The organism is uncultured Streptococcus sp., from assembly GCF_963525625.1.
Lineage (GTDB): Bacteria > Bacillota > Bacilli > Lactobacillales > Streptococcaceae > Streptococcus.
The window spans coordinates 13,456-38,522 of sequence record NZ_CAURLD010000016.1 but is presented as its reverse complement, the minus strand read 5'-3'; the positions used below and the strand labels follow the sequence as shown (position 1 = coordinate 38,522).

The window sequence follows — 25,067 nt, the reverse complement described above, 5'->3', positions numbered from 1 at the left end:
TTATTTAATGTGTTTTTCTAAGTCTTCTTGGGCTTTTTTATTGGATGCTTCCTTTTCTTTTTCCCATTTCTTAAGAGCCGCTTCATAGTCTTTAGCTGTAACAATATCATTTTGGAGCTCCATGTTCTTAAAGACATAGGCATCTCCTTTGATTCCGACATAAGAGTAAGACTTGGTAAATGGCACAACCTTCTGAACGACTGGTGAACCACCACCAGAAACACTAGGAATAACAATGGAGCTATCCGTCAACCAAGCCTGAGCTGCTGCGTATTTGGTGTAACGAGCATCTGTATCTTGTTTTTCTTGATCAGCTTCATCCAGCAAAGCCTTGTATTCATTCAAGCCAACCTTATTTGCCACATCAGCATTTTTCCCTTTTTCTATACCAATATTATCTGCAGCATCACCTGTTTCAGGGTTAAAGATATTCAGATAAGTTGATGGATCTTGGTAGTCTGCTGACCAGCCAGACATGTTGAGATCGTAGTCTTTCTGAGCTGCTGTTTCTGCAAAGTAGGCAGAATTATCAAAGTCATCTGTTGACATTTGCTGAACATCAATAACGACATTTTCTTGGCCAAGCGCTGATTCGACAGACTGTTTGAAGGAATTCGTCCGTTGTACCAAAACCTTGTCAGACTGATCGACAGGGACGTCAATATGGATTGGGAATTCTACACCTTCAGCTTGCAAGGTTTCTTTTGCCTTGGCAAATTCCGCCTTGGCTTTATCAGCATTGTAGATGCTGTCTTGGGCATCTGTCAGTTTGACACCGCTCCACTCATCACCGTATGTAGGAAGTTTGCTCTCTACTACATCTGAAAAGTCTTTGCCATCAACCTGCACGAAGCTAGGAGGAACTAGCAAGCTACGGATGAGTTTAGTCGCCCCATCTTTACCATTCATCTGAGCTCCAAAAGATGTCCGGTCAAAGGCAAAGTTGATTGCCTGACGGAAGTCTTTATTTTGAATAGCAGCTGTAGTTGATGCCTTTTGAGCATCTGATGTCTTAGACGAATGATTATAAGTCTTACGATTCAGATTGAAAGCAAAATAGAAACTAGTTGAATTCTGTGGTGTGTAAATAATATTGTCTTTGTACTGCTTTTCTACAGAAGCATAGTTAGAGCTCGTAGGGTAAAGCCGTGCTTGAGAATAAGCCCCGTCTGAGAAGTTGCGGATCAAGGATTCCTGATCCGAACCATCAAAATAAGTCAGTTTTATATTTTCAACCTTGACATTGTCCTTATCCCAATAGTTCTGGTTTTTAGCATATTCAATGACAGACTTAGAAGTGAATGCTTTCAGAACATAAGGTCCGTTATAAAGAATGGAAGAAGGTTTTACGGTACCAAAATCTTTGCCTTGTGACTTCAAGAAATCCTCATTGATGGGGAACAGAATCCCCATGGTCGTCTTAGAGTTCCAGTAGCTTTCTGGCTGGTTGAGCGTGTATTCGACCGTGTGGTCATCAACTGCTTTTACTCCAACTGTTGAGAAGTCTTTAGACTCTCCTTTGACATAGGCATCCAAGCCTTTGATAGAGCTTTGGACGATAGGAAGAGCTTCTGATTTTTCATCTGCTGCATGCTTCAAACCAGTGACAAAGTCTTGAGCTTTAACCTCTGAGTATTCTTCACCGTCTGATGTATACCATTTAGCATCTTTGCGAAGCTTATAGGTATAGGTCAGACCATCCTTTGAAACAGTCCAGTCTTCCGCAATAGATGGAACCAGATTACCATACTTATCATTTTCCAAAAGACCATCGACCAGATTTGAAGCCACATCAGAAGTCGTTGCCCGATTGGAGTTTACATAGTCCAAGGTATCAGGGTCAGTCAGATAAATATAAGAGTATGTATTGCTGGCACTGGAGCTTCCACAAGCAGCTAAAATCAGTGTTGACACGACTGTCAGTCCAGTAATGGCCAACCATTTAGATTTTTTCATGAGCATTCTCCTTCTCAATTTATATTGTATTATTATACAATATTTTTTTATAAAAACAAATGCTTTATGTAGAAAAATAATAATTTTCTATTTTTCAGTTTGTATATCTGTATTATTTCAAATATTTTTCTATTTTGTGAGTTTTTCCGAAAGATGCTTTTATAAAAAATCTCTTTAAGGGGATTACCCTACTTTTCTCTACATTTATTTTGTAACCTTTTATTATCCTTGATTTATAAAAGAAAAGAGAATTTTATGATACAATGGTTATATCTTGTTTTAGGGGAAAGAAATGAAACGATTATTCCTATGTTTTCTAGTTTTGGTCGGATTGACCGCTAGCAAGGTTGCAGCAGATGATTACAACATTGCCGCTAAAAGTGCAATGGCCGTGGACGCTACTTCTGGAAAGATTCTTTACGAAAAAGATGCTAATACTCCAATCGAAGTCGGCTCCATCACCAATCTTTTGACCGTCTATCTGGTCTATGAAGCCATTGACAGAGGAGACCTGACTGCCGATACCTATGTTGATATCTCAGACTACGCCTACAATCTAACATCTAATCCAAATATCAGCAATGTCCCTTTGGAAGCCAAACGTTACAAAGTCAAGGACTTGATTGCCGCGTCCTTGATGTCCAGCGCCAACAGTGCCACGATTGCTTTGGCTGAGAAGGTTGGGGGCAGCGAAGAAAATTTCGTCCAAATGATGAAGGCCAAGCTCAAAGAATGGGGAATCAAAGATGCTACTATTGTGAACTCCACAGGGCTAAATACTCTACTTCTGGAATACGCAACCGAAGAAACAGACTATACTGCCTCAGCTAGCACAGCTAAAAAAAGCAAGGACACTGAAAACAAATTCAGCGCCTACGACTTGGCTGTTATCAGCCGACATCTGATTATGGACTTCCCTCAAGTGACAGAGATCACTTCCAAGTCCACAGCCAAAATTGCGGGGACGAGTCTGGAAAATTATAACTTCATGCTGGAAAACCAGTCCAACTTCCGCTCAGGTGTGGACGGACTCAAAGCCGGCAGTTCGGAGAAGGGAGGCTCTTCCTTTGTTGCAACGACTACTGAAAATGGTATCCGCATGATTACAGTTGTGCTGGACGTTGAGCAAACTGACGGCGACCCCTACGCACGCTTTGTAGCCACAGCGTCTTTAATGAACTATGTTTCGCAAAACTTCACCCAGACGACTATTGTGGCTGAGGGAGAAGCCTACAATAAAAGCCATTCAACCGTTATTGATGGCAAGCAAAAGGCCGTGCCAGCCGTTGCCAGCAAGGATTTTACCATCATTGAACGCATCGCAAATCAGGCGGAACACAAGGTAGAATTTTCAACCAAGGAACAAGGCTTCCAAGCTCCTCTGAAAAAAAATACTGAGCTTGGCACCTTGACCTATACCGACCCTGAGCCAATCGGTCAAGGCTATCTGGAAAACAAAGCACCTTCCGTCACAATGGTGGCCGGCCAAGAGATAGAAAAAAGCATTTTCTTTAAGGTCTGGTGGAATGACTTCGTCCGCTATGTCAACGAGAAACTATAAAGAACAACCGCGAATCAAATGATTTGCGGTTGTTTTGTATGTTTTGTAAATGTTGGATTAGAACTAGCAAACTTCTTTGAATATTAACTCGCAACGCGGTTCTTCAAGCAGTGATTTCAAGTTTTACCCAACTGATCCTTCCATTTCATAGCTGATAAGACGGTTAAGCTCAACAGCGTATTCCATAGGCAGTTCTTTGGTAAATGGCTCGACAAAGCCCATGACAATCATTTCGGTTGCCTCGGATTCAGACAAGCCACGGCTCATGAGATAGTAGAGCTGCTCTTCTGAAATCTTAGAAACCTTGGCCTCATGCTCCAGCGCTACCTGAGAGTTATGAATTTCATTAAAGGGAATGGTATCTGATGCCGAAATATCGTCCATGATAATCGTATCACACTCAATATGGCTGACGGATTTCTGTGAATTCTTTCCAAAGGTCACTTGACCGCGGTAGTCCACTTTACCTCCGCCTTTAGCAATGGACTTAGACACGATAGATGAGCTGGTATGCGGAGCATTGTGAATCATCTTAGCCCCTGTATCTTGGTGCTGATTGGTATTGGCAAAGGCAATAGACAACATTGTTCCGCGCGCTCCAGGTCCATCCAGATAGACAGACGGATACTTCATAGTTGTTTTTGCACCAAGGTTCCCGTCAATCCACTCAACCGTCGCATCTTTCATGGCCCGCGCCCGCTTGGTCACGAGGTTGTAGACATTATCTGACCAGTTTTGAATAGTGGTGTAGCGCATATAGGCACCATCAAGGGCAAAAATTTCAACAATCGCAGCATGCAAGCTATTGCTGGAATAAGTCGGAGCTGTACATCCTTCTACATAATGGACGCTAGCGCCCTCATCGACAATAATCAAAGTCCGCTCAAATTGACCAGAATTTTCATTGTTAATCCGGAAATAAGTCTGCAAAGGAACATCTACCTTGACACCTTTTGGCACATAGATAAAGGTACCACCAGACCAGACGGCGGAGTTGAGAGCTGCTAGCTTGTTATCTGTTGGAGGGACCAGCTTAGCAAAATACTGCTTGAAAAGCTCTGGGTATTCCTTAAGAGCTGAGTCGGTATCCGTAAAGACAATACCTAGCTTTTGGAACTCTTCCTTCATATTGTGGTAGACCACTTCGGATTCATACTGGGCTGCCGCACCAGCCAGATAGGCTCTCTCTGCTTCTGGAATACCAATCCGCTCAAAGGTTTCCTTGATCTTCTCAGGCACTTCATCCCAGCTTCTAGCTGGCTTATCAGAGGCCTTTTGGTAATAAATCAAGTCATCAAAATTAATTTCTGACAAATCCGGCCCCCAAGACTGCATCGGCATCTTCTTGAAAGCCTCGTAGGATTTGAGGCGGAAATCCAGCATCCATTCTGGTTCATCCTTGGCTGCAGAAAGCTCACGAATGACCGCTTCATTCAGCCCTTTTCCTGTCGAGATAACAGGCTCAACATCGTCATGGAAACCAAATTTGTACTCACCGAGATCAATCGGTTTTGGTTCTACTCTTTCTTCTGACATAATTTCCTTTCACATTCTTACTTTTTATCTTCTTCAATTGCTCGCTTGAGGGCATTCCAACCCAAGGTCGCACACTTAATCCGCTGCGGGAATTTGGCAACGCCTGCTAAAAAGGCTCCATCTCCCAATTCTTTCTGGCGACTGTCTTCTTGGCCCTGAACCATCTGCGAAAAGACTTCTGCTAATTCCAGTGCCTGCTCTTTTGTCTTGCCCAGAACCGTATCTGTCATCATGCTGGCCGAAGCCGTTGAAATGGTACAGCCGGAATTCACAAAGGCAATATCCTCAATCTGGTTTTCAGCATTAAACTTCACAGACAGGCTGATAACATCACCACAGGTTGGGTTATTGAGGACTACCTGCTCCACATCTTCCAGCTTCCCAAGATGATGAGGGTTAGCCGAGTGGTCGGTCACAACCGCCTTGTAAAGACTGTCTAACTTAGAAAGCGCCATTGAAAAACTCCTTTGTCTTTTCTAAAGCATCTACCAACTTATCGCAATCCGCATAGGTATTGTAGACATAAAAGCTGGCTCGCACAGTCGCTGGCACCTGCAGATAGGTGAGCAGGGGCTGAGCACAATGGTGACCCGCCCGAACAGCTACTCCTTCGTAGTCCAGAGCCGTAGCGACATCATGCGGATGAAGACCATCCAGGTTAAAGGCAATCACGCCTGAGCGCTGGGCCAAATCCTGAGAGCCATAAATGGTCAAGCCTTCCACTGCCTGCAGCTTAGGAAATACGTAGGCAATCAAGTCCTGCTCATGCTGGGCAATGGCATCCATACCCAAGTCTTCCAAATAATCAATGGCTGCCGCAAGACCGATTGCTCCTGCCATATTTGGAGTGCCGGCCTCAAACTTCCAAGGCAACTCCTTCCAGGTCGCTTCCTGCTCATAAACGAAATCAATCATTTCGCCACCGAATTCGACCGGTGACATCTGCTCTAGCAGTTCTTCCTTACTATAGAGAACCCCGATACCGGTAGGTCCAGCCATCTTATGCCCCGAAAAGGCGAAGAAGTCCACATCCAAGTCCTGCACATCAATCTTCATGTGCGGAATAGATTGAGCCCCGTCCACCACCAAAAGCGCTCCTTGCTGATGAACCAGCTGGGCAATCTCCTTGATGGGATTGATGACACCGAGGACATTGGAAGCATGAGCCAGCGAGACAAACTTGGTCCGCTCATTGAGCTTGGCACGGAAATCTTCCATATCTAGAGCACCGTCCTTGAGATAGACATAAACCAACTTGGCTCCGGTCTTCCTACAAGCTTCCTGCCAAGGAATGACATTGGAATGGTGCTCCATGATAGAAATCATCACTTCATCACCAGGCTGCAGCCTTTCAGCCGCAAGCTGAGCCACCCAATTAAGACTCGTCGTGGTCCCTCGTGTAAAGAGAACCTCTCTGCTAGAAGCTGCATTGATAAAAGAACGAACTCTTTCTCTGGCTTCTTCATAGGCTGCCGTTGCCCGCTCAGCTAGCGTATGCACACCGCGGTGGACGTTGGCATTGTCTCTAAGATAGTAGTTTTCAATAGCTGCCAGCACCTGCTTGGGTTTCTGGGTTGTCGCCGCATTGTCCAAATAAACCAAAGGCTCATCATTGACAATTTGGTCCAAAATGGGAAAATCTTGCTTGATTGCTTCTGCATTAAATCCAGACATGAAGACTCCTATCTACTTACAAGGGACAAAGCCCAGCTTTTTATCTCTTTGCGAGAATAATATCGATATTTTCAATCATTTCATCACGGACTTCCTTAACAGGGATTTCCACAATCACTGAGCCCAAGAAGCCACGCACGACCAAGCGCTCTGCTGTCGCCTTATCAAGCCCCCGACTCATGAGGTAGTACATATCTTCTGGATCTACCTGACCGATAGAAGCCGCGTGACCAGCTGTCACATCATTCTCATCAATCAAAAGGATGGGATTAGCATCTGAGCGAGCCTGATCAGACAGCATGAGAACCCGGCTTTCCTGCTGGGCATCTGCTCCCTTAGCCCCTTTGATAATATGGCCGATACCATTGAAGGTCAGGGTTCCTTTTTCTAAGATAACCCCGTGCTGCAGGATATTTCCGATAGAGTTGCAGCCATAGTTAGTTACGCGGGTGTCAATTCCCTGAACCTGCTTACCGCTTGAAAGAGCCACCACTTTCATATCCGCATGGCTACCCTTGCCATAGAGGTCGCTGTCAAAGTCCGCTACGACATTGCCTTCATTCATAACGCCAATGGCCCAGTCAATCATAGCATCGTTGTCCAGCTTACCGCGACGGCTGATATAAGCCGTTACATTTTCGCCCAAGCGGTCAATAGCCGAAAACTTAATCTGAGCACCAGCTTGAGCAATAACTTCGACAGTGATATTGGCTGTTACTGGAACAGAGCCCTCACCATAAGTTTCCAAGCGTTCCAAGTAGTTAACTTTGGAATGCTTGCCTGCGATAATCAAAATATGCTTGTTAAAAGGAACATCGCTTTCGCTATCCTGATAAAAAATCCCTTCAATCGGCTGGTCAATCTCAACATTGTCCGGCACATAAAGAACTGCTCCGCTGTTGAAATAGGCAGTGTGATAAGCCGCTAATTTGTCCTCATCGTACTTAACCGCGGACATAAAATGCTTCTCTACCAGCTCTGGAATTTCTTCCAAAGCAGAGTGGAAATCAGTAAAAATCACACCTTGCGCTGCTAAATCAGCCGGCAATTGCTCCAGAACAGTCTGAGTTCCCACCTGAACAAGCTTGAGATTATCTTCTAGAGCAGTAAAGTCTGGAACACTTGTCAATGGCTCGCTCTCTGAAATACGGCCGTCTTCCAGATTCCAGCGGTGAAACTTAACCCGCTCAATACGCGGCAATTCTAACTGGTCAATTTTATCAAAGGCCTGCTGGCGCAGTTGAAAGAGCCAGTCTGGCTCTGCATGTAGCTGTGAAAATTCTTGAATTAATTCTTTAGTCATGTCATTCTCCTATCTTTTATCAAAGTCAAAAGAATGTTTGACTAGGCTTCTTCGGTATAGGTGAAGCCCAACTCTTCAGCCAATTTGGCATAGCCTTCTTTCTCCAAGCGGACTGCCAATTCTGGACCGCCAGAAAGAACGACTTTACCATCCATCATGACATGAACCACATCTGGAGTGATATAGTTGAGCAGGCGTTGGTAGTGGGTGATAATCATAGCACCAAAGCCTTCACCGCGCATAGCATTAACTCCTTTAGAAACAACCTTAAGAGCATCGATATCCAGACCTGAGTCAATCTCATCCAAGAGGGCAAAAGTCGGCTCAAGCATGAGCAACTGCAGGATTTCATTGCGCTTCTTTTCACCACCGGAGAAACCTTCATTAAGGTAACGCTCAGCCATTTCTTCTTTCATGTTGAGCAGTTCCATCTTTTCATCCAGCTTCATGATAAAGTCGCGGACGGAGATTTTTTCCTCGTCTTCCTTGCCAGCATTCATAGCAGCACGGAGAAACTCTGCATTAGTAATGCCAGGAATTTCACTAGGGTACTGCATAGCAAGGAAGAGTCCCATGCGAGCACGCTCATCCACTTCCAATTCTAAGATATTGACTCCATCAAAAAGCACCTCTCCTTGAGTCACTTCGTAGTTAGGATTGCCCATAATTGCTGCAGACAAGGTGGATTTCCCTGTCCCATTTGGGCCCATGATGGCTGCAACCTCTCCCGTTTTCAGAGTGAGATTCACCCCTTTGAGAATTTTTTTCCCTTCAATTTCAACATGAAGATCTTTGATTTCTAAGACAGACATTTCTTTTTCCTTTCTTTGCTTAGCTGATTTACACACTTTAGTATACCAAAAAAAAGCCCAAAAGGCTTTTATTTTGTTTAGAGCTATTCTTATTTATTCCTCTTTTGACGCCATTTCCGCCGAACTTCCTCTCGGTAGGAGGAGTTCCCAATAAAACGGAGAATATTGAGCAAAGGAGTACGATTAGGCCCCAAAACTCCGACCAGCTCAGCAAAGAGCTCAACACCCAGAAGTAAGCCAATCATCAAGAGCACGCCACCAATTCGACTGGAAACATTCAATAAGAGAGAAATCATGGCAAAGACCAGCGAAATCCCATAGATAACCAGCACTGTTCCTCGGTGAGTCAATCCCAGAGACAAGAGCCTATGATGGAGATGGTGCTTGTCAGGCGTATAAAATTTCTGACCAGACAGGGTACGGCGGATAATCGCCAGAAAAGTATCCGTAATCGGCACTCCTAGGATAATCATAGGAGTAACCACCGCAACAGCCGTCGCATTTTTCAGCCCTTGCAAGGACAAGACAGCAATCATAAAGCCGATGAAAAGGGCCCCCGTATCACCAAGATAGATGATAGCTGGGTGGTAATTGTAAGGGAAAAAACCCGCAATTGACAAGACCAAAACGAAAATAGTCAGGGTCAGAAAGAGATTGTGTTGGGGCAAAAAGAAGTAAGAAACAATCCCCATCGTCACCAAGGAGATGATGGACACCCCACTCACCAGACCATCCAGACCGTCAATCAAATTAACCGCATTGGTGATAGAAATAATCCACACCACTGTCAAAATATAGGACAGCCAAGGCTCAAAATGCAGGAAAGGTCCGCCAAAAGGAAGCTTAAAATCATCCAATCGGAAATCTGTCAGCCACCAGATTAGGCTGGCTGCTAGAACAATTCCACCCATTTTCAGCATAGGCGACAGCTCTTTGATATCATCAACCAGCCCTGTAAAGGCAATAATCAAACCGCCTAGAACGACTGGCCAAACATAATCAAAATAGGTTTGTCCAAAAAAATCTACAGCAACAATCTGCGGCATCAAGAGCAGAGTAGAGATAGAAAAGGCCGCTACAATCGCCAGCCCGCCACTGCTAGGCATGGGCTTTTTATTGATGCGGCGAGCATTGGGATAATCTACCGCACCAATCTTAAAGGCTAAGAGCCGAACCAAGGGCGTCAGAATCACCCCGATAAAAAAAGTTCCCAGCAATACCAAGATAAACTTTAACGGAAAAGTAATCATAGGCATTCAACCTTCTGCAGGCCGGAGACGGCATCTGTCACCAAAAGCAGATGACCGTGCTCCTGCAGCACTGCCCGAGTGATATCTGAGTCATCTGCAAACTCACGCATTTTGGCCAAGAGCCAAGCTGGATAGCGCTCTGGGCAGCCTTCAACGTCTACCAAAATCGTCAAATAATAAACTGAATCATACTTATAAAGCTCTGATAAGTCAATCTTATAGTCCACCGTCTGGGCAAAGGCCGCAGCAGCCTTAATATCTTCAAATCGCAGGATGTAGTAAATGTAACGCTCTGCATTTTCTGCTGACTGCTCATCAGCCGCCTCCTGAGAAAATTGCGCCCCTTCCTCTGCTTCAGCTGTTTCCAAAGATTGGACTGCTTCTATGTCTTCCTTACTCTTTTCAAAAATGCTCTTTTCCAATGTCTTGAGGAATTCATCTGGAGACATATGAGACAGCTCGTCCATGTCTGGCAAATCTGCCAAATCCTCAAAACTCAGATTCTTATCCAATTTAGACTTGGTAACAAAAACATCCACCTTATCTGGCTTAGGCGTCACACGAAAGCTCAGCATACCGCTGTCCAAAAAATTATCCGGCATTTCCAACTCATCTAAGATGGTATAGAAAAATTCTTCCGTCTTTTCTTGGGGGACCAAGAAATCGGCCATTTCCATGCCACGCTCTTCCAAATCTTCCAGCTGAATCGTGATTTTTATGGTCGAATCACTAATCTGTTTCATTTCCATATCTCTACCTCATACACTTCTAGTCCTACTATTATACTAAAAAATCCCCCGTATTTCAAAAAATAGCTAGTATTGGTCTGAAAATGGAAGTTGTTGGAAAGAGAAGATTCCTTACAAGAAAAAACTCTCAGAAAATTCCGAGAGCTTATTATTTCACTACATGAGATAGTCAGGGAAACATTAAACTTGTCTCTTTTATCCCATCAAGGCTTTGATTGCAGCATAAACCAGAAGCACACCGCCCAGGCCAATCCGATATTTCCCAAAAGCGGTAAAGTCATGCTTTTTGACATAGTCTGTCAGGAAACGAATCACGACTAGACTGACACCGAAGGCCACCCCCATGGCAACCAAGAGCAAGAAGATTTGCCCAAATCCCAGACTGTTCCCATTCTTGATGAACTTGAGAATTTTCCAGCCACTAGCGCCAAACATAATGGGAATCCCTAGATAGAAAGTGAACTCTGTCACGACAGAACGGCTGACACCGTTTAGGAGACCGCCGACAATAGTAGCACCAGAACGACTTGTCCCAGGAAAGAGAGCTAGAATCTGAAAGAGACCAATTTGCAAGGCAGTCTTGTAAGAAAGAGAAGCTAAATCTGTCACAGCAGGCTCCTCATGCTCGCGCCTTTCCAGATAGATAAAAGCCGCCCCATAGACAATCAGCATCACTGACACAGAGACCAGGTTGTAGAAATGTGCTTCAAACCAATCATCCAAGAATAAGCCGATAACAGCAGCCGGCAAGGCTGCCACGACGACCTTGGCCCAAAGCTGCCAGGTCTTTTGAACCTGACGTGCTGACTTGCCTGGTTTAAAAGGGTTGAGCTTGTCAAAATAGATGACGACAACCGCCAAAATAGCTCCCAGCTGGATGACGACATTAAACATTTCCATAAAGGCTGGACTTTGATTTTTATACTGGATAAAGTCTTGAATCAAAATCAGGTGACCTGTACTGGAAATCGGCAGCCATTCTGTGATTCCTTCGATGATACCGTAAATAATAGAGATAAAAATTTCAATGATAAACATAGATACTCCTGAAACAAGGGTTTACTCAAGGAAAGTCATATATAAATTCCCAAAGAGTATTAGGTCTTATTATATCACAATTTCAAGGCTAGGAAAAGCCAGTACTAAGACTTTTCCGGATAGGCGAGGGATTGACTATTAGAAAGCTCCACCGCCGCCGCCACCTCCGCCGCCGGAGAACCCACCACCTGAACTTCCGCCAGATGAGACAGAGAAATTGCTGGCTGTGGTGGCTACATGGCCGTAGTTTGAGAAACTGTGCATACTGCTATAGAAGGCATAGTGCAAGTTAGCCTGAACATAGCTGTCCATAGATGGATTTTGCAAGCGAATCTGACGCAGAGCCATGACACGGCTGACACGATCTGCATAGCCAAAGAGGGTCGCATAGACCAAGAGACGGTTCCAAAGGATAATACCTTCAATTTCTGTATTGTCCAGATGAGCAATATCTCGCAGCATATTGGAAAAACTTCGCCACAGATAGTAATCATGCGCGCCTTCATCATTCAGGACGCCATCTCGCCAATAAAGCTGCGCCTTACTAGCAAAAATGCAAATCAAAACAAGCCCCATCAGTGCTAAGGGAATATATATCCAGATAAAGCCTCCAAAAGCGCCCAAGTAGACAAATAAAAATCCAAGAGAAAACAGCAAAACAGCACTAGCTAGAATAATGGCAGTAATTAGTAATCTCTTTTCCTGAACTTTAAGAGGCCGGTAGTGACTAAAGAGACCCAAACGCTTGCCTTCAGAGCGCACTTCTTTAGATAAGGAGCGCAAACTGTTAGTAAATAAGGACTTGATATTACTACCAATGTTACGGATATAGGACTCATCCGCAGAAGACTTGTGCTTATAAATATCTTCTGAAATTTGATAGGCTGAAAAGAGATCTTTCACACTGGCTTGGGATTGTTTGTTGAAAGCCATGCCCAGAAAACGTCTTTCAAAGTCCGCCAGTCCATCATAGGTCGCTATTTGCAGAACAGGATTTTCAGCATCTCCCTGCAGGAGGAGATTGCCCCTATCCAGCAAGTCTAACAAAGTCGCCTGAACCATGTTTTCAAAGTTCAGCACTGCCTTGCCGCCCCTAGTCGGATCGACATCCTCCATGTCCACCGCGTAAATATTTTCCGCCAAGACAAGAGGAGACAAGTCCTGAGGAGCCTCATATAGACGGGCATTCTTGGGATAAGACTGCTTAGGCTTGATCTTCTGGGCAAAGACAAAATAAAGAATAGCCGCTGCAAGGATGGCACATAGGAGCAGCAAGGGCATATAAATTTCTCCTAGTTGCCGGTAAAAGACCGTCTTGCGGGCAATTTTTTCTTCTTGAGCTTTAAAGGTTGGCAAGTAGTCGCTCTCGTCTTCATTCTGGGACACAAGAGAGACTGCTTGTCGATCCCAATAGCCGTGGAGCTCGACATTATCACCCGAGCCAATTCCATTGAGTTTGACCAGATAGTCGGTGCCATCCTTATCCACGAAAGGCTGGGTTCCAAAGTAGCCACTATGAGCAAAAAGCTCGCTCTTATCTGGATTGCTCAAGCCAGAAACTGTCAAAACGACTTCTTCTATCCCCTGATCCCAGTCGCTGATAGGAGTCCAGTTGAGCTCAGCAATATCCTTGTGAAGAAAAAGGAGATTTCTCAGCTGCCAAGTCACAGTAACAACAACTCTGTCACCGTCGTTTCCTGAATTATAGATTTTGACCTCATAGCCATCTCCCAAGTCTTTGACTTGGGGGTTAATGTCCATATCTGGCTCACCATTCGTCAGAACCGAGACCGTCGGATTCCCATCAATGGCAAAGCCATTGGGCATCTTTCCAGCAGAGCCCAGCGACACAATTTGACCGTTATAGTCGTCATTAAACTTGTAGGTTACTTTCTCTGTGTAGGTAGCTGTATTGTCCTCACGCAAGGCCAGATCGCCTTGATAGGATTCAATATCATAGTCAACAGCCGAGACAACCTGACCAAAACAAAGACAGGAAAATAAGACTAATAGGAGACAAAAATATCGTTTCATACTCAACCTCTCTTTACAGATATTTTGTTCTATTATATCATTTTTATCAAGTAAGGGCTTACTAGGATTGAAAAGAACGGTAATTTTCGATAGAATAGGAAGAACTATTATTAGATAAGCAGGAGAAACCCATGAAGAAATTATTACTCACTTTATTTACAGCCCTCCTGGTCACCTTAGGAACGATCCATGTTATTCAGGCCGATGACTACCTGAGAATCGGTATGGAAGCAGCCTACGCGCCCTTCAACTGGACTCAGGATGACGATTCCAACGGTGCTGTAAAAATCGAAGGCACCAACCAATATGCCAACGGATACGATGTGCAGATTGCCAAAAAAATTGCTCAAGAGATGGGTAAGGAACCTCTGGTTGTCAAGACTTCCTGGAATGGCTTGATTCCTGCTCTGACTTCCGGCAAAATTGACATGATTATTGCAGGTATGAGCCCAACTGCCGAGCGGAAAAAGGAAATCGCCTTTTCCAACAGTTACTACACCAGCGAGCCAGTTCTCCTAGTTCGTAAAGATGGAAAATATGCATCTGCTAAGACTCTAGAAGACTTCAAAGACGCTAAAGTCACTTCCCAGCAAGGAGTTTATCTCTACAATCTCATTGACCAACTGCCTGGTGCCAAAAAAGAAACAGCTATGGGCGATTTTGCTCAGATGCGTCAAACCTTAGAATCCGGTGTTATTGATGGCTATATCTCTGAGCGGCCAGAAGCCTTGACTGCCGAGACTGCCAACTCCAACTTCAAAATGATTCAATTTGAGAAAGGCTTTGAAGTCGGCGAAGAAGATGCTTCCATTGCCATTGGGATGCGCAAGGATGACAATCGTATCGAGCAAGCCAATGCAGCAATCGCTAAGATTACTACCAATGACCAAGTCAAGCTGATGGATGAGATGATTCAGAAACAGCCTGTTGATACGGATAGTGAAACAACGAATGAATCATTCTTCAGTCAAGTTGCTAAGATTCTGGCTGAAAACTGGCCTCAATTCCTACGCGGAGCTGGGTTGACCTTGCTTATTTCGATAACAGGAACCATTGCAGGCCTCATCATCGGACTGCTGATTGGAGTTTATCGGACGGCACCAGCTTCTAAGAATAAACTCCTGGCATCACTGCAAAAAATCTTCGGCTGGTTCTTAAATATCTATATTGAGATTTTCCGTGGAACTCCAATGATTGTTCAGTCCATGGTTATCTACTACGGAACAGCCCAGGCTTTCGGAATCTCTATCGACCGAACTATCGCGGCCATTTTCATCGTCTCCATCAATACTGGAGCTTATATGAGTGAGATTGTCCGCGGTGGTATATTTGCTGTTGATAAGGGGCAATTTGAAGCCGCAACAGCACTGGGTATGACTCATGGTCAGACCATGCGCAAGATTGTTCTGCCTCAGGTCGTCCGCAATATTCTGCCCGCAACCGGTAACGAATTTGTCATCAATATCAAGGATACATCTGTGCTGAACGTTATCTCGGTAGTCGAGCTTTATTTCTCTGGAAATACTATCGCTACCCAGACCTACCAATACTTCCAAACCTTTACCATCATCGCTGTAATCTACTTTGTCCTGACATTCAGCGTGACACGCATCCTGCGCTATGTTGAAAAACGCTTCGACACAGACAACTACACGACAGGTGCCAATCAAATGCAGACAGGAGAAGTAAAATCATGACAGAAACCATTTTAGAAATTAAAAACCTCAAGAAGTCCTACGGTGAAAACCAAGTCCTCAAGGACATCTCCCTCACCGTTCATAAAGGAGAAGTGATTTCCATCATCGGCAGCTCCGGCAGCGGAAAGTCAACCTTCCTGCGCTCCATTAACCTTCTGGAAACGCCAACTGGCGGACAGATTTTCTATCGCGGCAAGAATGTTCTGGACGAGAATTACGACTTGACCCATTACCGTGAAAAGCTGGGCATGGTCTTTCAGTCTTTCAATCTCTTCGAGAATCTTAATGTCCTTGAAAACACTATCGTCGCTCAGACAACAGTTCTGAAAAAAGAACGGTCAGAAGCCGAGAAAATTGCCAAAGAAAACCTCAACAAAGTTGGCATGGGCGAGCAATACTGGCAGGCCAAGCCTAAGCAACTCTCAGGAGGTCAGAAGCAGCGGGTCGCTATTGCCCGCGCCCTCTCCATGAATCCTGATGCCATCCTCTTTGACGAGCCGACTTCAGCCCTCGACCCTGAAATGGTCGGTGAAGTTCTGAAAATCATGAAAGAACTAGCTCAGGAAGGGCTGACAATGATTGTCGTGACCCACGAAATGGAATTTGCCCGTGATGTTTCCAGCCATGTTATCTTTATGGACAAGGGCGTCATTGCTGAAGCTGGCAGCCCGCAGGATATCTTCACCAATCCCAAAGAAGAAAGAACTAAAGAATTCCTGCAACGCTTCCTCAGCTAAATTACTTCTATTTTCAAAAACAAAAAAAGGAATCTGGAACTAAGTCCAGATTCCTTTTTTGATTTAATGAGCAATATCAGTTGCACAATTTTGAAGTTTAGTCTTCAAATTTTTCATGGTTTTTGTCGTAGAAATCAATCAAGCCAAGAGCTGTTTCAAAAGAGATATTTTTCACTTTTGCACGTCCTTGAGCAAGAGCAATGATAGACATTTCACGTGCATTTGTTTCTTTACTAATACGGTAACCAGTGATCTTCTTATCACGTACCCAACTAACAACAGATTCTACTTTCTCGAAATTAGATTTAGCCATTTCTTACTCCTCTCTATTCTAGCTACATCAACTACTATAATTGTTTTTATACAGTTTGTCAACTTAAACAAACCAAATTCGAACAAATTAAATAATTCTGAATTTTCTTTACTTAGCTTTGAGGGCTGAAAGTATCTGAGTCCGAATACTTTCGACACCTTCTGGATTTGCTGGAAGGAAGATGGTATTATTACCCGAACTATCTGCAAAATTATTCAGCGTATCCAGGTACTGATTGGTCAAAAGAATAGACATAATCTGCTCTTCTGTCAACTCAATGTTGGCGCCCTTCAATTCCTTGATCGAATCTGCCAAACCATCCACAATGGCCTTCCGCTGCTCGGCAATACCAACCCCATGCAGGCGGTCTTTCTCAGCTTCTGCAGAGGCAGCTGTCACAATCTTAATCTTATCCGCTTCAGCCAATTCCTGAGCAGCCACACGCTTACGCTGCGCCGCATTGATTTCGTTCATAGACTGTTTAACTTCAGCATCAGGCTCAACCTTGGTAATCAAGGTTTTGACAATGATATAGCCATAGGTCGACATTTCTTCAGCTACCTGTTTTTGGACCTCTAGGGCAATTTCGTCCTTCTTTTCAAAGAGCTCATCCAAGGTCAGTTTTGGAACGGAGGAACGAAGGGCATCTTCAATATAGGACTTAATCTGTGCTTCTGGCCGCATAAGTTTGTAATAAGCATCAATTACGTTGTTCTCATTTACACGATACTGGGTCGCAACATTCATAGTTACGAAAACATTATCCTGTGTCTTGGTCTCAACGACAATCTCGCTCTGCAGCAAACGCAGCTGAACGCGAGCTGCTATCTTGTCAATCCCTAAAGGAAGACGGAAATTGATACCACTGCTGCTGGTTTTGTGATAGCGTCCAAAACGCTCAATGATTGCCACAGATTGCTGACGAACCACATAGACTGCACTAAGCAGCAAGAATATTAAGATTATGATCAATATGATAAAGAAAAATGGAATAAAAAACATGTTCAAGCCTCCTTGATTCACTATAGTATATTCTAACATATTTAATTTGCAGTTTCAAACGAAAGCATACAAATTAGGCTAAAATATCTTTACAATCAGACAAGCATATTGTAGAGTGTTTCATTCCCGTTCAGATTGATAAAGGACGGATCAAACTGCTCAATACGGTTAATCAAAGAAGCATAATCATGCTTATCTGCCAGAGAAATACCAATCAAAACTGGTCCCGTTCCCTTGCTTGCCCGCTTGATATATTCAAAACGAGTGATATCGTCATTGGGTCCTAAAATATCATTCACAAATTCTCTCAGGGCACCCGGACGCTGCGGGAAGTTAACCACGAAATAATGCTTGATACCATCATAAATAAGCGCCCGTTCTTCCATCTCTGGCATCCGGTTGATGTCATTATTACCACCTGAGATAATGCAACAGATAGTTTTCCCCTTGATATACTCGCTCAGGACTTCCAAAGCAGCAACACTTGCAGCACCAGCTGGCTCTGCGACAATCCCTTGCTTGGAATATAGATCAATGATGGTCTCTGAAATAAGCCCTTCATCTACACCGATAAGATTTTGAACATTCTTTTGTGTGACCTCATAGGTTGATGCACCGACTTTCTGGACTGCGATACCGTCCGCAAATTTGTCGATTTCTTTGAGCTTGACTGGACCACCTGCTTCAAAAGCTGCTTTCATACTGCGGGCACCGTTGGCTTCCACACCAATGACTTCAATAGTTGGCTGACTTTCTTTTATATAGGTTGAGACTCCTGATATCAGGCCGCCGCCGCCAACTGGTACCAAAACTGCATCAAAAGTAATAGCTTCTCTCTTGGCCTCGTCTAAGATTTCATAGGCTACAGTCCCTTGACCCGCTTGGACATCTTCATTGTCAAAAGGATCGATAAAGGTGCGATTTTCAGCCTTAGTATAGTCAAGCGCTGCCTTAGCCGAAGCATCGAAGGTGTCTCCAACCAGCTTGATATCCACAAATTCACCACCAAAGAAGCGGACTTGGCCAATCTTCTGCTGAGGAGTCGTGATGGGCATAAAAATAGTGGCTGGAATTTTCATTTCCTTACAAGTATAGGCCACTCCTTGGGCGTGATTTCCCGCAGAAGCACAGACAACTCCACGCTGACGTTCTTCTTCGTTAAGTTGAGAAATGGCATAATAAGCCCCACGAAGTTTAAAAGAGCGCACCCGCTGCATATTTTCTTTCTTTAGGTAAATCTTAGCCTGGTACTTCTCTGACAAATAATGGTCGTAGTCAAGAGGTGTATTGACAACCACATCTTTTAACACTTTATGAGCATGCGTGATATCTTTTGCTCTGAGCATATTTTTTCCTTCCCTGTCTTTCCAGTTTATTCTCTATCAAGCAAAACAAGGGGCTGGGAATTCGCATTCCAACCCCTAATGTCTTATATGCTTTTTATCTTAATTGTAAATCTTGAAAGCATCGTCGTCGTTTTTACCAACGAATGGCATTGCTTTACGCAATTCTGCACCGACCTTTTCAATCTCCAGATTAGCAGCTTGCTCGCGGTAAGCAGTCAGTTTTGGACGACCAGCTTTATAGTCATCAACGAAGTCGTTGGCAAATTTACCGTTTTGGATATCAGCCAAGACCGCCTTCATGTTTTCTTTGACTTGCTCAGTAATCACGCGCGGACCAGATACATAGTCACCATATTCGGCTGTATTTGAGATAGATTGACGCATCTTCTTGAAGCCACCTTCATAGATCAAGTCCACAATCAGTTTCATTTCGTGCAGCACTTCAAAGTAAGCCAATTCTGGCGCATAGCCTGCTTCAGTCAAGACTTCAAATCCTGCTTCAATCAGGGCAGTCAGACCACCACAAAGCACAGCTTGTTCACCAAAGAGATCTTCTTCTGTTTCTTCTTTATAAGTTGTTTCAAGAAGTCCAACACGAGCCGCACCAACACCTTTACACCAGTCCATTGCGATGTCTTTGGCATTTCCAGTAGCGTCTTGATAAACTGCATACAGAGCTGGTACACCAAAACCTTCTTCGAAAGTACGGCGAACCAAGTGACCAGGACCTTTCGGTGCACACATGAAGACATCTACATCAGCAGGAACTTTGATAAATTCAAAATGGATGTTAAAACCATGAGCAAATCCAACTGCGTTTCCAGCTTCCAAGTTTGGAGCGATTTCTGCTTCATAGAGATCTTGTTGGATTTCATCTGGAGCCAAAATCATGATAACATCAGCCAATTTAGCTGCTTCTGCTACTGTATAAGTATCAAAGCCATCTTCTTTAGCCTTGTCAAATGACTTACCAGGACGAACACCGATAATCACATCGTGGCCAGTATCACGCAAGTTTTGCGCATGAGCATGACCTTGTGAACCATAGCCGATTACGGCAATTTTCTTACCGTCAAGTGCTGCTACTTTTACATCTTTTTCGTATTCCATTGTTACTGCCATAAGTTTTACTCTCTTTTCTATTTTTATTGCCTGTTAGGCGGTTTTAACAAATTAAAGGTTTGGTTTAATCTCGGGTAAAGCCTGTCGCTCCAGTCCGAGCAATATTTTTGATACCATATGGGCGGATGACCCGAAGCAAGGCTTCGCTCTTCTCCGCATCACCGGTCATCTGAACGGTAATGGAGCTAGGTGCTACATCCACAACTGTCGCCCGGAATGGCTGGATAATAGACAGAATCTCTGCTCGCTTATCAGCTGGAGCTGAGACCTTAACCAGAATCACTTCACGCTCTAAGTGAGGACGGTCCGTGATATCTCGAACCCGAATCACATCAATCTGACGATTGAGCTGCTTGATAATCTGCTCGACTTCTGCCAATGAAGCCACATCAATGATAATGGTGATACGGGATACTTCCGGATTTTCCGTCGTTCCGACTGAGATACTCTCAATATTAACCTGACGTCTGGAAAGGACACCCGTGAAGCGGTTCAGAACCCCCGAACGGTTTTGGAGTTTAGCTGTCAACATTCTACGCATGGAACTTCACCCCCAACATCTCATGATTGCTCTTGCCGGCCGGCACCATTGGAAGAACGTGCTCCTTGCGAGAAATATCTACCTCGATAAACATCGGTACATCTTCCTTCAGCACTTCCAAATCCTGGACAATAGTCTCCGGATTGTCAAATTTATAGGATTTAACACCATAGGCCTGAGCCATGAGCTGGAAATCTGGCAATGTTTCAAAGACAGACTCAGAGGTACGACCATCATAGAAAGCTTCCTGCCACTGGCGCACCATGCCTAACGAATGATTGTTAAGCATGATGACCTTAATCGGAATCTTATAGATATTGAGAATAGCCATCTCTTGGTTTGTCATCTGATAGCCACCATCTCCAACAAAGAGCACCACTTCCTTATCCGGGTTGGCAATCTTAGCCCCAATCGCTGCTGGAACACCGAAGCCCATGGTTCCTAGACCACCAGACGTTACCAGTTGACGCTCGTTTTTATACGGATAATATTGGGCGGCCCACATCTGGTGCTGACCAACGTCTGTTACAACGATGGCATCACCCTTGGTCAGCTCACCAACGCGCTCAATGACAGCTTGAGGCTGTACAACACGTTCTTTCTTATCATATGAGCGAACCCGTTCCTTATCTTGCGTTACTTTTTCAATCCACTTGCTGGTATTATTATGCACCTGCTCTTCATTCAACAGCATCTGCAGGGCTTTCTTAGCATCCCCTACGATAGGAATATCTACGCTGATAATTTTTCCAATTTCCGCTGGGTCAATATCAATATGTGCTACTTTAGCGTTCTTGGCAAAGGTTTTCGGATTACCGGTCAGACGGTCATCAAAGCGGCAGCCGATACTAATCATAAAGTCAGCCTCAGTCATAGCAATATTGGCCGCAAAAGAACCGTGCATTCCACCCATACCTAAGAACAAAGGATGGTCTGTCGCAATAGTTCCCTGACCTAACAAGCTAGTGACCACTGGAATCTGATAACGCTCCGCAAACGCAACCAATTCCGCTGCTGCCTCGGCATAGCTAATACCACCTCCCGAAAGAAGGACCGGCTTTTTAGCCTTAGAGATTTGTTTGATAATCTTCTTAATCTGCAATTCATTAGGCTCAATAGTCGGCTGGTAACTCGGCAGATGCAACTTGCTGTCGTAGATAAAGTCTGTTTCCAGAGCCGAGACATCCTTAGGCAAATCAATAACGACTGGCCCAGGACGACCTGTCGTCGCAATGTGAATAGCTTCTGTAATAATACGCGGAATTTCTGCCGTCTCCCGCACCTGATAATTGTACTTGGTAATAGGAGTCGTAATCCCAACAATATCCGCTTCCTGAAAAGCATCTTTACCGATCCCAGCCTTGGCTACCTGACCAGTAAAGACTAAAAGGGGGACGCTATCACTCATGGCATCGGCAATACCGGTAATGGCATTGGTCGCTCCCGGACCGCTAGTCACAACTGCAACTCCGATTTCCCCAGTAGACTTCGCATAGCCTTCTGCTTCGTGAACACAGCCTTGCTCATGGCGGCCTAGAATATGACGGATGCCTTCAAAACTATAAATAGCATCATAAAGCGGCAGTACAGCGCCGCCGGGATAGCCAAAAATCGTATCAACACCAAGATTTTTCAAGGTTTCTAACACAAGCTCTGAACCTGTCTTAGAAGTTTCTAATTTGATTTTCTCCATTCTTCCCCTTTCATTTATTTACAATTTTCTAAAAATTCAAAAAGCTTTCTACTATGATAACATTTTTGAAAAAAATTGCAAGCCATGCAGAATGTTTTTCTACATTTTTTCTCTAAATCCGAATGTTTTTTCTAATAAAAGATAAAAAGTCAGAACTATATTTATAGTTCCGACACTTCATTGGAATGTTCTTCACACAAATGTTCACTTTAGCTAAAAACTACCTTATTCTACCTTTTCTACGAAGCTGAATCTTCCAGCTATAACCAGCCTTTCTCTTGCCCGATTCGGACTGCTTCTGTTCGATTTTCAGCATCTAGCTTGGTCAAAATAGCAGACATATAGTTACGAACCGTTCCATTTGACAGGTAGAGTTTTTCAGCAATTTCTTTATTGGACAGGCCAGTCGCCGCAGCTTGCAGGACTAGCCTCTCCTGCTGAGAGAGAGGGTTCCTACTGGTCATTAGCACCTCCATCAATTCCGGCGAATATTCCTTTTGCCCATCTAGAACGGTATGGATGGTTTTCATCAAATCCGCAATGCTGCGCTCTTTGAGCACATAAGCATCTACATCCGCCTTAACAGCTCGCTCAAAGTAGCCCGGTCGCTTGAAGGTTGTGACGATGATGACCTTGATGTTGGGTCGATTGGCCTTAACCCATTCGAGAACATCTAGGCCGGTCTGGTGGGGCATTTCCACGTCCAAAATAGCTACATCAAGAGTTTCTGACTTGAGACAGTCAATGGCCTTCTGCCCATCCGCGGCCTGATAGACTTCTTCGACATCTGGCTGCAGCTGCAAGAGCTGAGCTAGAGCATCTCTCAGCATACTTTGATCTTCTGCTAACAAAAGTTTCATGCTTCCTTCCCTCCGTATGGCAATTCAATTCGAATCCATGTTGGATCTTGGCTGCTAAGAATCTCAAGCTTTCCTGATAAGGCAGACAGCCGCTCTCGAATACTATGCAACTCCCGTCCGGTCAGCTTCTGAAAACCACAACCATCATCCTGAATGTCTAAAACAAGTTTTTCCTCATTCTTTACCAAAGAAAAATTGCTCTTTTTAGCCTTGGCATGCTTAATAATATTGGTAGCAGCCTCCAGCAAAATCATACTGATTGTTGACTGCTGACTCGGTGGGATACTGGCAATATTGAGCTGGTTATCTATTTTTACCTGAACGCCGCTCATCTCCAGCATGGCTCGAATGGTCACTAGTTCCTCGTCCAGCGTCCGATTCTTTAGATCGTTAATAATCCGCCGAACATCAGCCATGGACTTCTTGCTGATCTCTTGCACTTCCTGCAGTTCTTTTGCTGCCTTTTCATAGGCTTCCATCTGCAAAAACTGCTGAGCTAGCTCCGCCTTAACACTGAGCATAGCAAAGGTATGTCCTAGACTATCATGTAAGTCACGGCCAATCCGATTGCGCTCATTTTCTGCTAGAAAGAGATTCAGCTGGGCATTTTGTTTGGTCTTTTCTTCCTTGATTCGCTCGGTCGTCTGAATCCGATGGAGACCAAAGGTCAAACCATCCGAAAAGAGAAAAGTGACAATAAAGAAGATCAGCTCTGCTGGACCAACATTGCCCATCAAATAATTAGTCAGCACAATAGCAGGCTGCAAGACGATAAAGGTCAAAAAACGCCAAGACTTAAAGGAGATATCATCCAGTTCGTAAATAAGAAGATTGGATAGATAAAAAATATACCAGGTAAAACCTGTATTTAGCCAGACAGAACCATAATATATGTAAGCAATCAAGAGCCACCAAGAAAAAAACTGGATAAGGCGATCGTTACTTAACAAGACCGCATAGTAAACCACAACAAAAATAGCTGTCCAGAACAAGAGGAAAAGCGGGTATTCCCCGCTAATCACTCCCGCAACTGGAAAGATAATAAAGACCAGCGCAATATGAAACATATAGTGGACTTGTTTAAGTTTTTCCCACATGAATTTATTTTACCTCTATTCGCTTTTTGAGTTGCAACACAAGAATGCTGACCAAAACCGTATAAATCAGAACAATCAAGGCTGCCTTGCCATTGAACTGATGGTGTTCTAGATAAGAAGACACAACCTGCATCAGTTGATAACTTGGTGTCAACTTACCAATTGGCTGGAGCCATTTTGGAAACATAGTCAGAGGAAACCATAGACCGCCCAGAACAGCCAGTGCCATATAGACGATATTGCCCACTACAGACATGAGCTGAGCACTTGGCAAGAGACTGACCAATACACCCATGGCAATAAAGACCACACTTCCTACCAGAAGGATCAAGGCAATAAGAAGCCAGTCCACCATTGGCAGATTAACCCCGCGAACAAAATGCCCAATCGAGAAGACTACGATAATAGAAAGCATAAAAGTCAACAGCGTACTGCAAAGTTTTGATATATAATATTTTACCATAGAAATCGGCGAGTGCTGAATCATTTTTTGCCAGTTATTATTTTTATCAGACTGCAAAGTGCTTGGAATGCTAAAGAAGGCACTAGACATGATACTAAAAAGAGTCATAGAGAAGAGGTAGCCTCGAAGCACAAGTTCAGACGTATCACTTCCAGACATCATTCCTGAGAAAATCAGGTAAAAGACGCTGGGCAGACCAATAGACAAGAGATAATAAGCAGCCTGCCGCTTCATTAAAATCAACTCAATCTTCATAAGACTTGCCATATTTTTCATGATTACT

General features: G+C 44.1%; 22 protein-coding genes. 3 read left to right on the top strand and 19 right to left on the bottom strand.

Annotation, left to right across the window (positions count from 1 at the left end; genetic code table 11):
- Window positions 1-1,956 (bottom strand): peptide ABC transporter substrate-binding protein, encoded by a 1,956-nt coding sequence (locus RYK49_RS08940; protein WP_032916203.1) that lies wholly within the window; start codon window positions 1,954-1,956, stop codon window positions 1-3.
- Window positions 1,957-2,248: 292 nt separating this feature from the next.
- On the opposite strand from RYK49_RS08940, the gene pbp3 reads away from it, so the two are divergent.
- Window positions 2,249-3,517: a D-alanyl-D-alanine carboxypeptidase PBP3 gene (gene pbp3 / locus RYK49_RS08935; protein WP_314865484.1), complete on the top strand. Its 1,269-nt coding sequence runs from the start codon at window positions 2,249-2,251 to the stop codon at window positions 3,515-3,517.
- A 123-nt stretch (window positions 3,518-3,640) separates the two neighbouring features.
- On the opposite strand, the gene sufB is transcribed toward pbp3, so the two are convergent.
- From sufB to RYK49_RS08890, 9 genes are all read right to left on the bottom strand, one after another.
- Window positions 3,641-5,053 (bottom strand): Fe-S cluster assembly protein SufB, encoded by a 1,413-nt coding sequence (gene sufB, locus RYK49_RS08930; RefSeq protein ID WP_037616147.1) that lies wholly within the window; start codon window positions 5,051-5,053, stop codon window positions 3,641-3,643.
- Between the two features lie 17 nt (window positions 5,054-5,070).
- Window positions 5,071-5,508, bottom strand: a complete 438-nt coding sequence (gene sufU, locus RYK49_RS08925) for a Fe-S cluster assembly sulfur transfer protein SufU (protein WP_314865482.1) — start codon at window positions 5,506-5,508, stop codon at window positions 5,071-5,073.
- Window positions 5,495-6,727, bottom strand: a complete 1,233-nt coding sequence (locus RYK49_RS08920; protein WP_314831144.1) for a cysteine desulfurase — start codon at window positions 6,725-6,727, stop codon at window positions 5,495-5,497. Before RYK49_RS08920 ends, sufU begins: the two co-directional genes overlap by 14 nt.
- 40 nt (window positions 6,728-6,767) lie before the next feature.
- A complete protein-coding gene (gene sufD, locus RYK49_RS08915; RefSeq protein WP_314865479.1) occupies window positions 6,768-8,030 on the bottom strand; it encodes a Fe-S cluster assembly protein SufD in 1,263 nt (420 codons plus the stop codon).
- A 41-nt stretch (window positions 8,031-8,071) separates the two neighbouring features.
- On the bottom strand, window positions 8,072-8,842 hold the full coding sequence (sufC, locus tag RYK49_RS08910; RefSeq protein ID WP_002893635.1) for a Fe-S cluster assembly ATPase SufC: 771 nt from the start codon (window positions 8,840-8,842) through the stop codon (window positions 8,072-8,074).
- 89 nt (window positions 8,843-8,931) lie between these two features.
- The gene (locus RYK49_RS08905; RefSeq protein ID WP_002908854.1) at window positions 8,932-10,098 is read right to left on the bottom strand and encodes a glycosyltransferase family 4 protein; all 1,167 of its coding nucleotides are present in this window, start codon (window positions 10,096-10,098) and stop codon (window positions 8,932-8,934) included.
- Window positions 10,089-10,841 carry an adaptor protein MecA gene (mecA, locus tag RYK49_RS08900; protein ID WP_314831146.1) on the bottom strand — a complete coding sequence of 251 codons (753 nt, stop codon included), beginning with the start codon at window positions 10,839-10,841 and terminating at the stop codon, window positions 10,089-10,091. The genes RYK49_RS08905 and mecA overlap by 10 nt, the downstream gene beginning before the upstream one ends.
- Window positions 10,842-11,036: 195 nt before the next feature.
- Window positions 11,037-11,879 carry an undecaprenyl-diphosphate phosphatase gene (locus RYK49_RS08895; RefSeq protein ID WP_314831147.1) on the bottom strand — a complete coding sequence of 281 codons (843 nt, stop codon included), beginning with the start codon at window positions 11,877-11,879 and terminating at the stop codon, window positions 11,037-11,039.
- Between the two features lie 138 nt (window positions 11,880-12,017).
- Window positions 12,018-13,913 carry a DUF2207 domain-containing protein gene (locus RYK49_RS08890; protein WP_023917189.1) on the bottom strand — a complete coding sequence of 632 codons (1,896 nt, stop codon included), beginning with the start codon at window positions 13,911-13,913 and terminating at the stop codon, window positions 12,018-12,020.
- A 131-nt stretch (window positions 13,914-14,044) separates the two neighbouring features.
- On the opposite strand from RYK49_RS08890, the gene RYK49_RS08885 reads away from it, so the two are divergent.
- The gene (locus tag RYK49_RS08885; RefSeq protein ID WP_048774113.1) at window positions 14,045-15,610 is read left to right on the top strand and encodes an ABC transporter substrate-binding protein/permease; all 1,566 of its coding nucleotides are present in this window, start codon (window positions 14,045-14,047) and stop codon (window positions 15,608-15,610) included.
- Window positions 15,607-16,347: an amino acid ABC transporter ATP-binding protein gene (locus tag RYK49_RS08880; RefSeq protein ID WP_023917192.1), complete on the top strand. Its 741-nt coding sequence runs from the start codon at window positions 15,607-15,609 to the stop codon at window positions 16,345-16,347. The genes RYK49_RS08885 and RYK49_RS08880 overlap by 4 nt, the downstream gene beginning before the upstream one ends.
- A gap of 97 nt (window positions 16,348-16,444) precedes the next feature.
- Here RYK49_RS08880 and RYK49_RS08875 read toward each other — a convergent pair whose 3' ends face one another.
- The 9 genes from RYK49_RS08875 to RYK49_RS08835 all read right to left on the bottom strand — a co-directional run bounded on the left by RYK49_RS08875 (window position 16,445) and on the right by RYK49_RS08835 (window position 25,060).
- On the bottom strand, window positions 16,445-16,660 hold the full coding sequence (locus RYK49_RS08875; RefSeq protein WP_002893653.1) for a hypothetical protein: 216 nt from the start codon (window positions 16,658-16,660) through the stop codon (window positions 16,445-16,447).
- Between the two features lie 108 nt (window positions 16,661-16,768).
- Window positions 16,769-17,701, bottom strand: coding sequence for an SPFH domain-containing protein (locus tag RYK49_RS08870; RefSeq protein ID WP_075202729.1), 933 nt, complete (start codon window positions 17,699-17,701; stop codon window positions 16,769-16,771).
- Window positions 17,702-17,757: 56 nt separating this feature from the next.
- Window positions 17,758-19,008 (bottom strand): threonine ammonia-lyase IlvA, encoded by a 1,251-nt coding sequence (ilvA, locus tag RYK49_RS08865; RefSeq protein WP_125348203.1) that lies wholly within the window; start codon window positions 19,006-19,008, stop codon window positions 17,758-17,760.
- A gap of 99 nt (window positions 19,009-19,107) precedes the next feature.
- Window positions 19,108-20,130, bottom strand: a complete 1,023-nt coding sequence (ilvC, locus tag RYK49_RS08860; RefSeq protein ID WP_002902418.1) for a ketol-acid reductoisomerase — start codon at window positions 20,128-20,130, stop codon at window positions 19,108-19,110.
- 64 nt (window positions 20,131-20,194) lie between these two features.
- Entirely contained in the window at window positions 20,195-20,671 is a 477-nt protein-coding gene (ilvN, locus tag RYK49_RS08855) for an acetolactate synthase small subunit (protein ID WP_002898887.1), read from the bottom strand.
- Window positions 20,664-22,364 (bottom strand): acetolactate synthase large subunit, encoded by a 1,701-nt coding sequence (locus RYK49_RS08850; protein ID WP_048774106.1) that lies wholly within the window; start codon window positions 22,362-22,364, stop codon window positions 20,664-20,666. Before RYK49_RS08850 ends, ilvN begins: the two co-directional genes overlap by 8 nt.
- A 260-nt stretch (window positions 22,365-22,624) precedes the next feature.
- Window positions 22,625-23,224, bottom strand: coding sequence for a response regulator transcription factor (locus tag RYK49_RS08845; RefSeq protein ID WP_048774104.1), 600 nt, complete (start codon window positions 23,222-23,224; stop codon window positions 22,625-22,627).
- A complete protein-coding gene (locus RYK49_RS08840; RefSeq protein ID WP_314865473.1) occupies window positions 23,221-24,321 on the bottom strand; it encodes a sensor histidine kinase in 1,101 nt (366 codons plus the stop codon). Before RYK49_RS08840 ends, RYK49_RS08845 begins: the two co-directional genes overlap by 4 nt.
- A gap of 4 nt (window positions 24,322-24,325) precedes the next feature.
- A complete protein-coding gene (locus RYK49_RS08835) occupies window positions 24,326-25,060 on the bottom strand; it encodes an ABC transporter permease (RefSeq protein ID WP_002893671.1) in 735 nt (244 codons plus the stop codon).
- Window positions 25,061-25,067: the final 7 nt, after the last annotated feature.

Coding starts and splice junctions, on each gene's coding strand:
- RYK49_RS08875 (WP_002893653.1), bottom strand. CDS start 16,660: ATGGCTAAATCTAATTTCGAGAAAGTAGAATCTGTTGTTAGTTGGGTA.
- RYK49_RS08885 (WP_048774113.1), top strand. CDS start 14,045: ATGAAGAAATTATTACTCACTTTATTTACAGCCCTCCTGGTCACCTTA.
- RYK49_RS08880 (WP_023917192.1), top strand. CDS start 15,607: ATGACAGAAACCATTTTAGAAATTAAAAACCTCAAGAAGTCCTACGGT.
- RYK49_RS08835 (WP_002893671.1), bottom strand. CDS start 25,060: ATGAAAAATATGGCAAGTCTTATGAAGATTGAGTTGATTTTAATGAAG.
- ilvC (WP_002902418.1), bottom strand. CDS start 20,130: ATGGCAGTAACAATGGAATACGAAAAAGATGTAAAAGTAGCAGCACTT.
- RYK49_RS08850 (WP_048774106.1), bottom strand. CDS start 22,364: ATGGAGAAAATCAAATTAGAAACTTCTAAGACAGGTTCAGAGCTTGTG.
- sufD (WP_314865479.1), bottom strand. CDS start 8,030: ATGACTAAAGAATTAATTCAAGAATTTTCACAGCTACATGCAGAGCCA.
- sufU (WP_314865482.1), bottom strand. CDS start 5,508: ATGGCGCTTTCTAAGTTAGACAGTCTTTACAAGGCGGTTGTGACCGAC.
- ilvN (WP_002898887.1), bottom strand. CDS start 20,671: ATGCGTAGAATGTTGACAGCTAAACTCCAAAACCGTTCGGGGGTTCTG.
- RYK49_RS08895 (WP_314831147.1), bottom strand. CDS start 11,879: ATGTTTATCATTGAAATTTTTATCTCTATTATTTACGGTATCATCGAA.
- pbp3 (WP_314865484.1), top strand. CDS start 2,249: ATGAAACGATTATTCCTATGTTTTCTAGTTTTGGTCGGATTGACCGCT.
- sufC (WP_002893635.1), bottom strand. CDS start 8,842: ATGTCTGTCTTAGAAATCAAAGATCTTCATGTTGAAATTGAAGGGAAA.
- RYK49_RS08920 (WP_314831144.1), bottom strand. CDS start 6,727: ATGTCTGGATTTAATGCAGAAGCAATCAAGCAAGATTTTCCCATTTTG.
- RYK49_RS08870 (WP_075202729.1), bottom strand. CDS start 17,701: ATGTTAGAATATACTATAGTGAATCAAGGAGGCTTGAACATGTTTTTT.
- RYK49_RS08840 (WP_314865473.1), bottom strand. CDS start 24,321: ATGTGGGAAAAACTTAAACAAGTCCACTATATGTTTCATATTGCGCTG.
- RYK49_RS08940 (WP_032916203.1), bottom strand. CDS start 1,956: ATGAAAAAATCTAAATGGTTGGCCATTACTGGACTGACAGTCGTGTCA.
- RYK49_RS08905 (WP_002908854.1), bottom strand. CDS start 10,098: ATGCCTATGATTACTTTTCCGTTAAAGTTTATCTTGGTATTGCTGGGA.
- ilvA (WP_125348203.1), bottom strand. CDS start 19,008: ATGCTCAGAGCAAAAGATATCACGCATGCTCATAAAGTGTTAAAAGAT.
- RYK49_RS08890 (WP_023917189.1), bottom strand. CDS start 13,913: ATGAAACGATATTTTTGTCTCCTATTAGTCTTATTTTCCTGTCTTTGT.
- mecA (WP_314831146.1), bottom strand. CDS start 10,841: ATGGAAATGAAACAGATTAGTGATTCGACCATAAAAATCACGATTCAG.
- sufB (WP_037616147.1), bottom strand. CDS start 5,053: ATGTCAGAAGAAAGAGTAGAACCAAAACCGATTGATCTCGGTGAGTAC.
- RYK49_RS08845 (WP_048774104.1), bottom strand. CDS start 23,224: ATGAAACTTTTGTTAGCAGAAGATCAAAGTATGCTGAGAGATGCTCTA.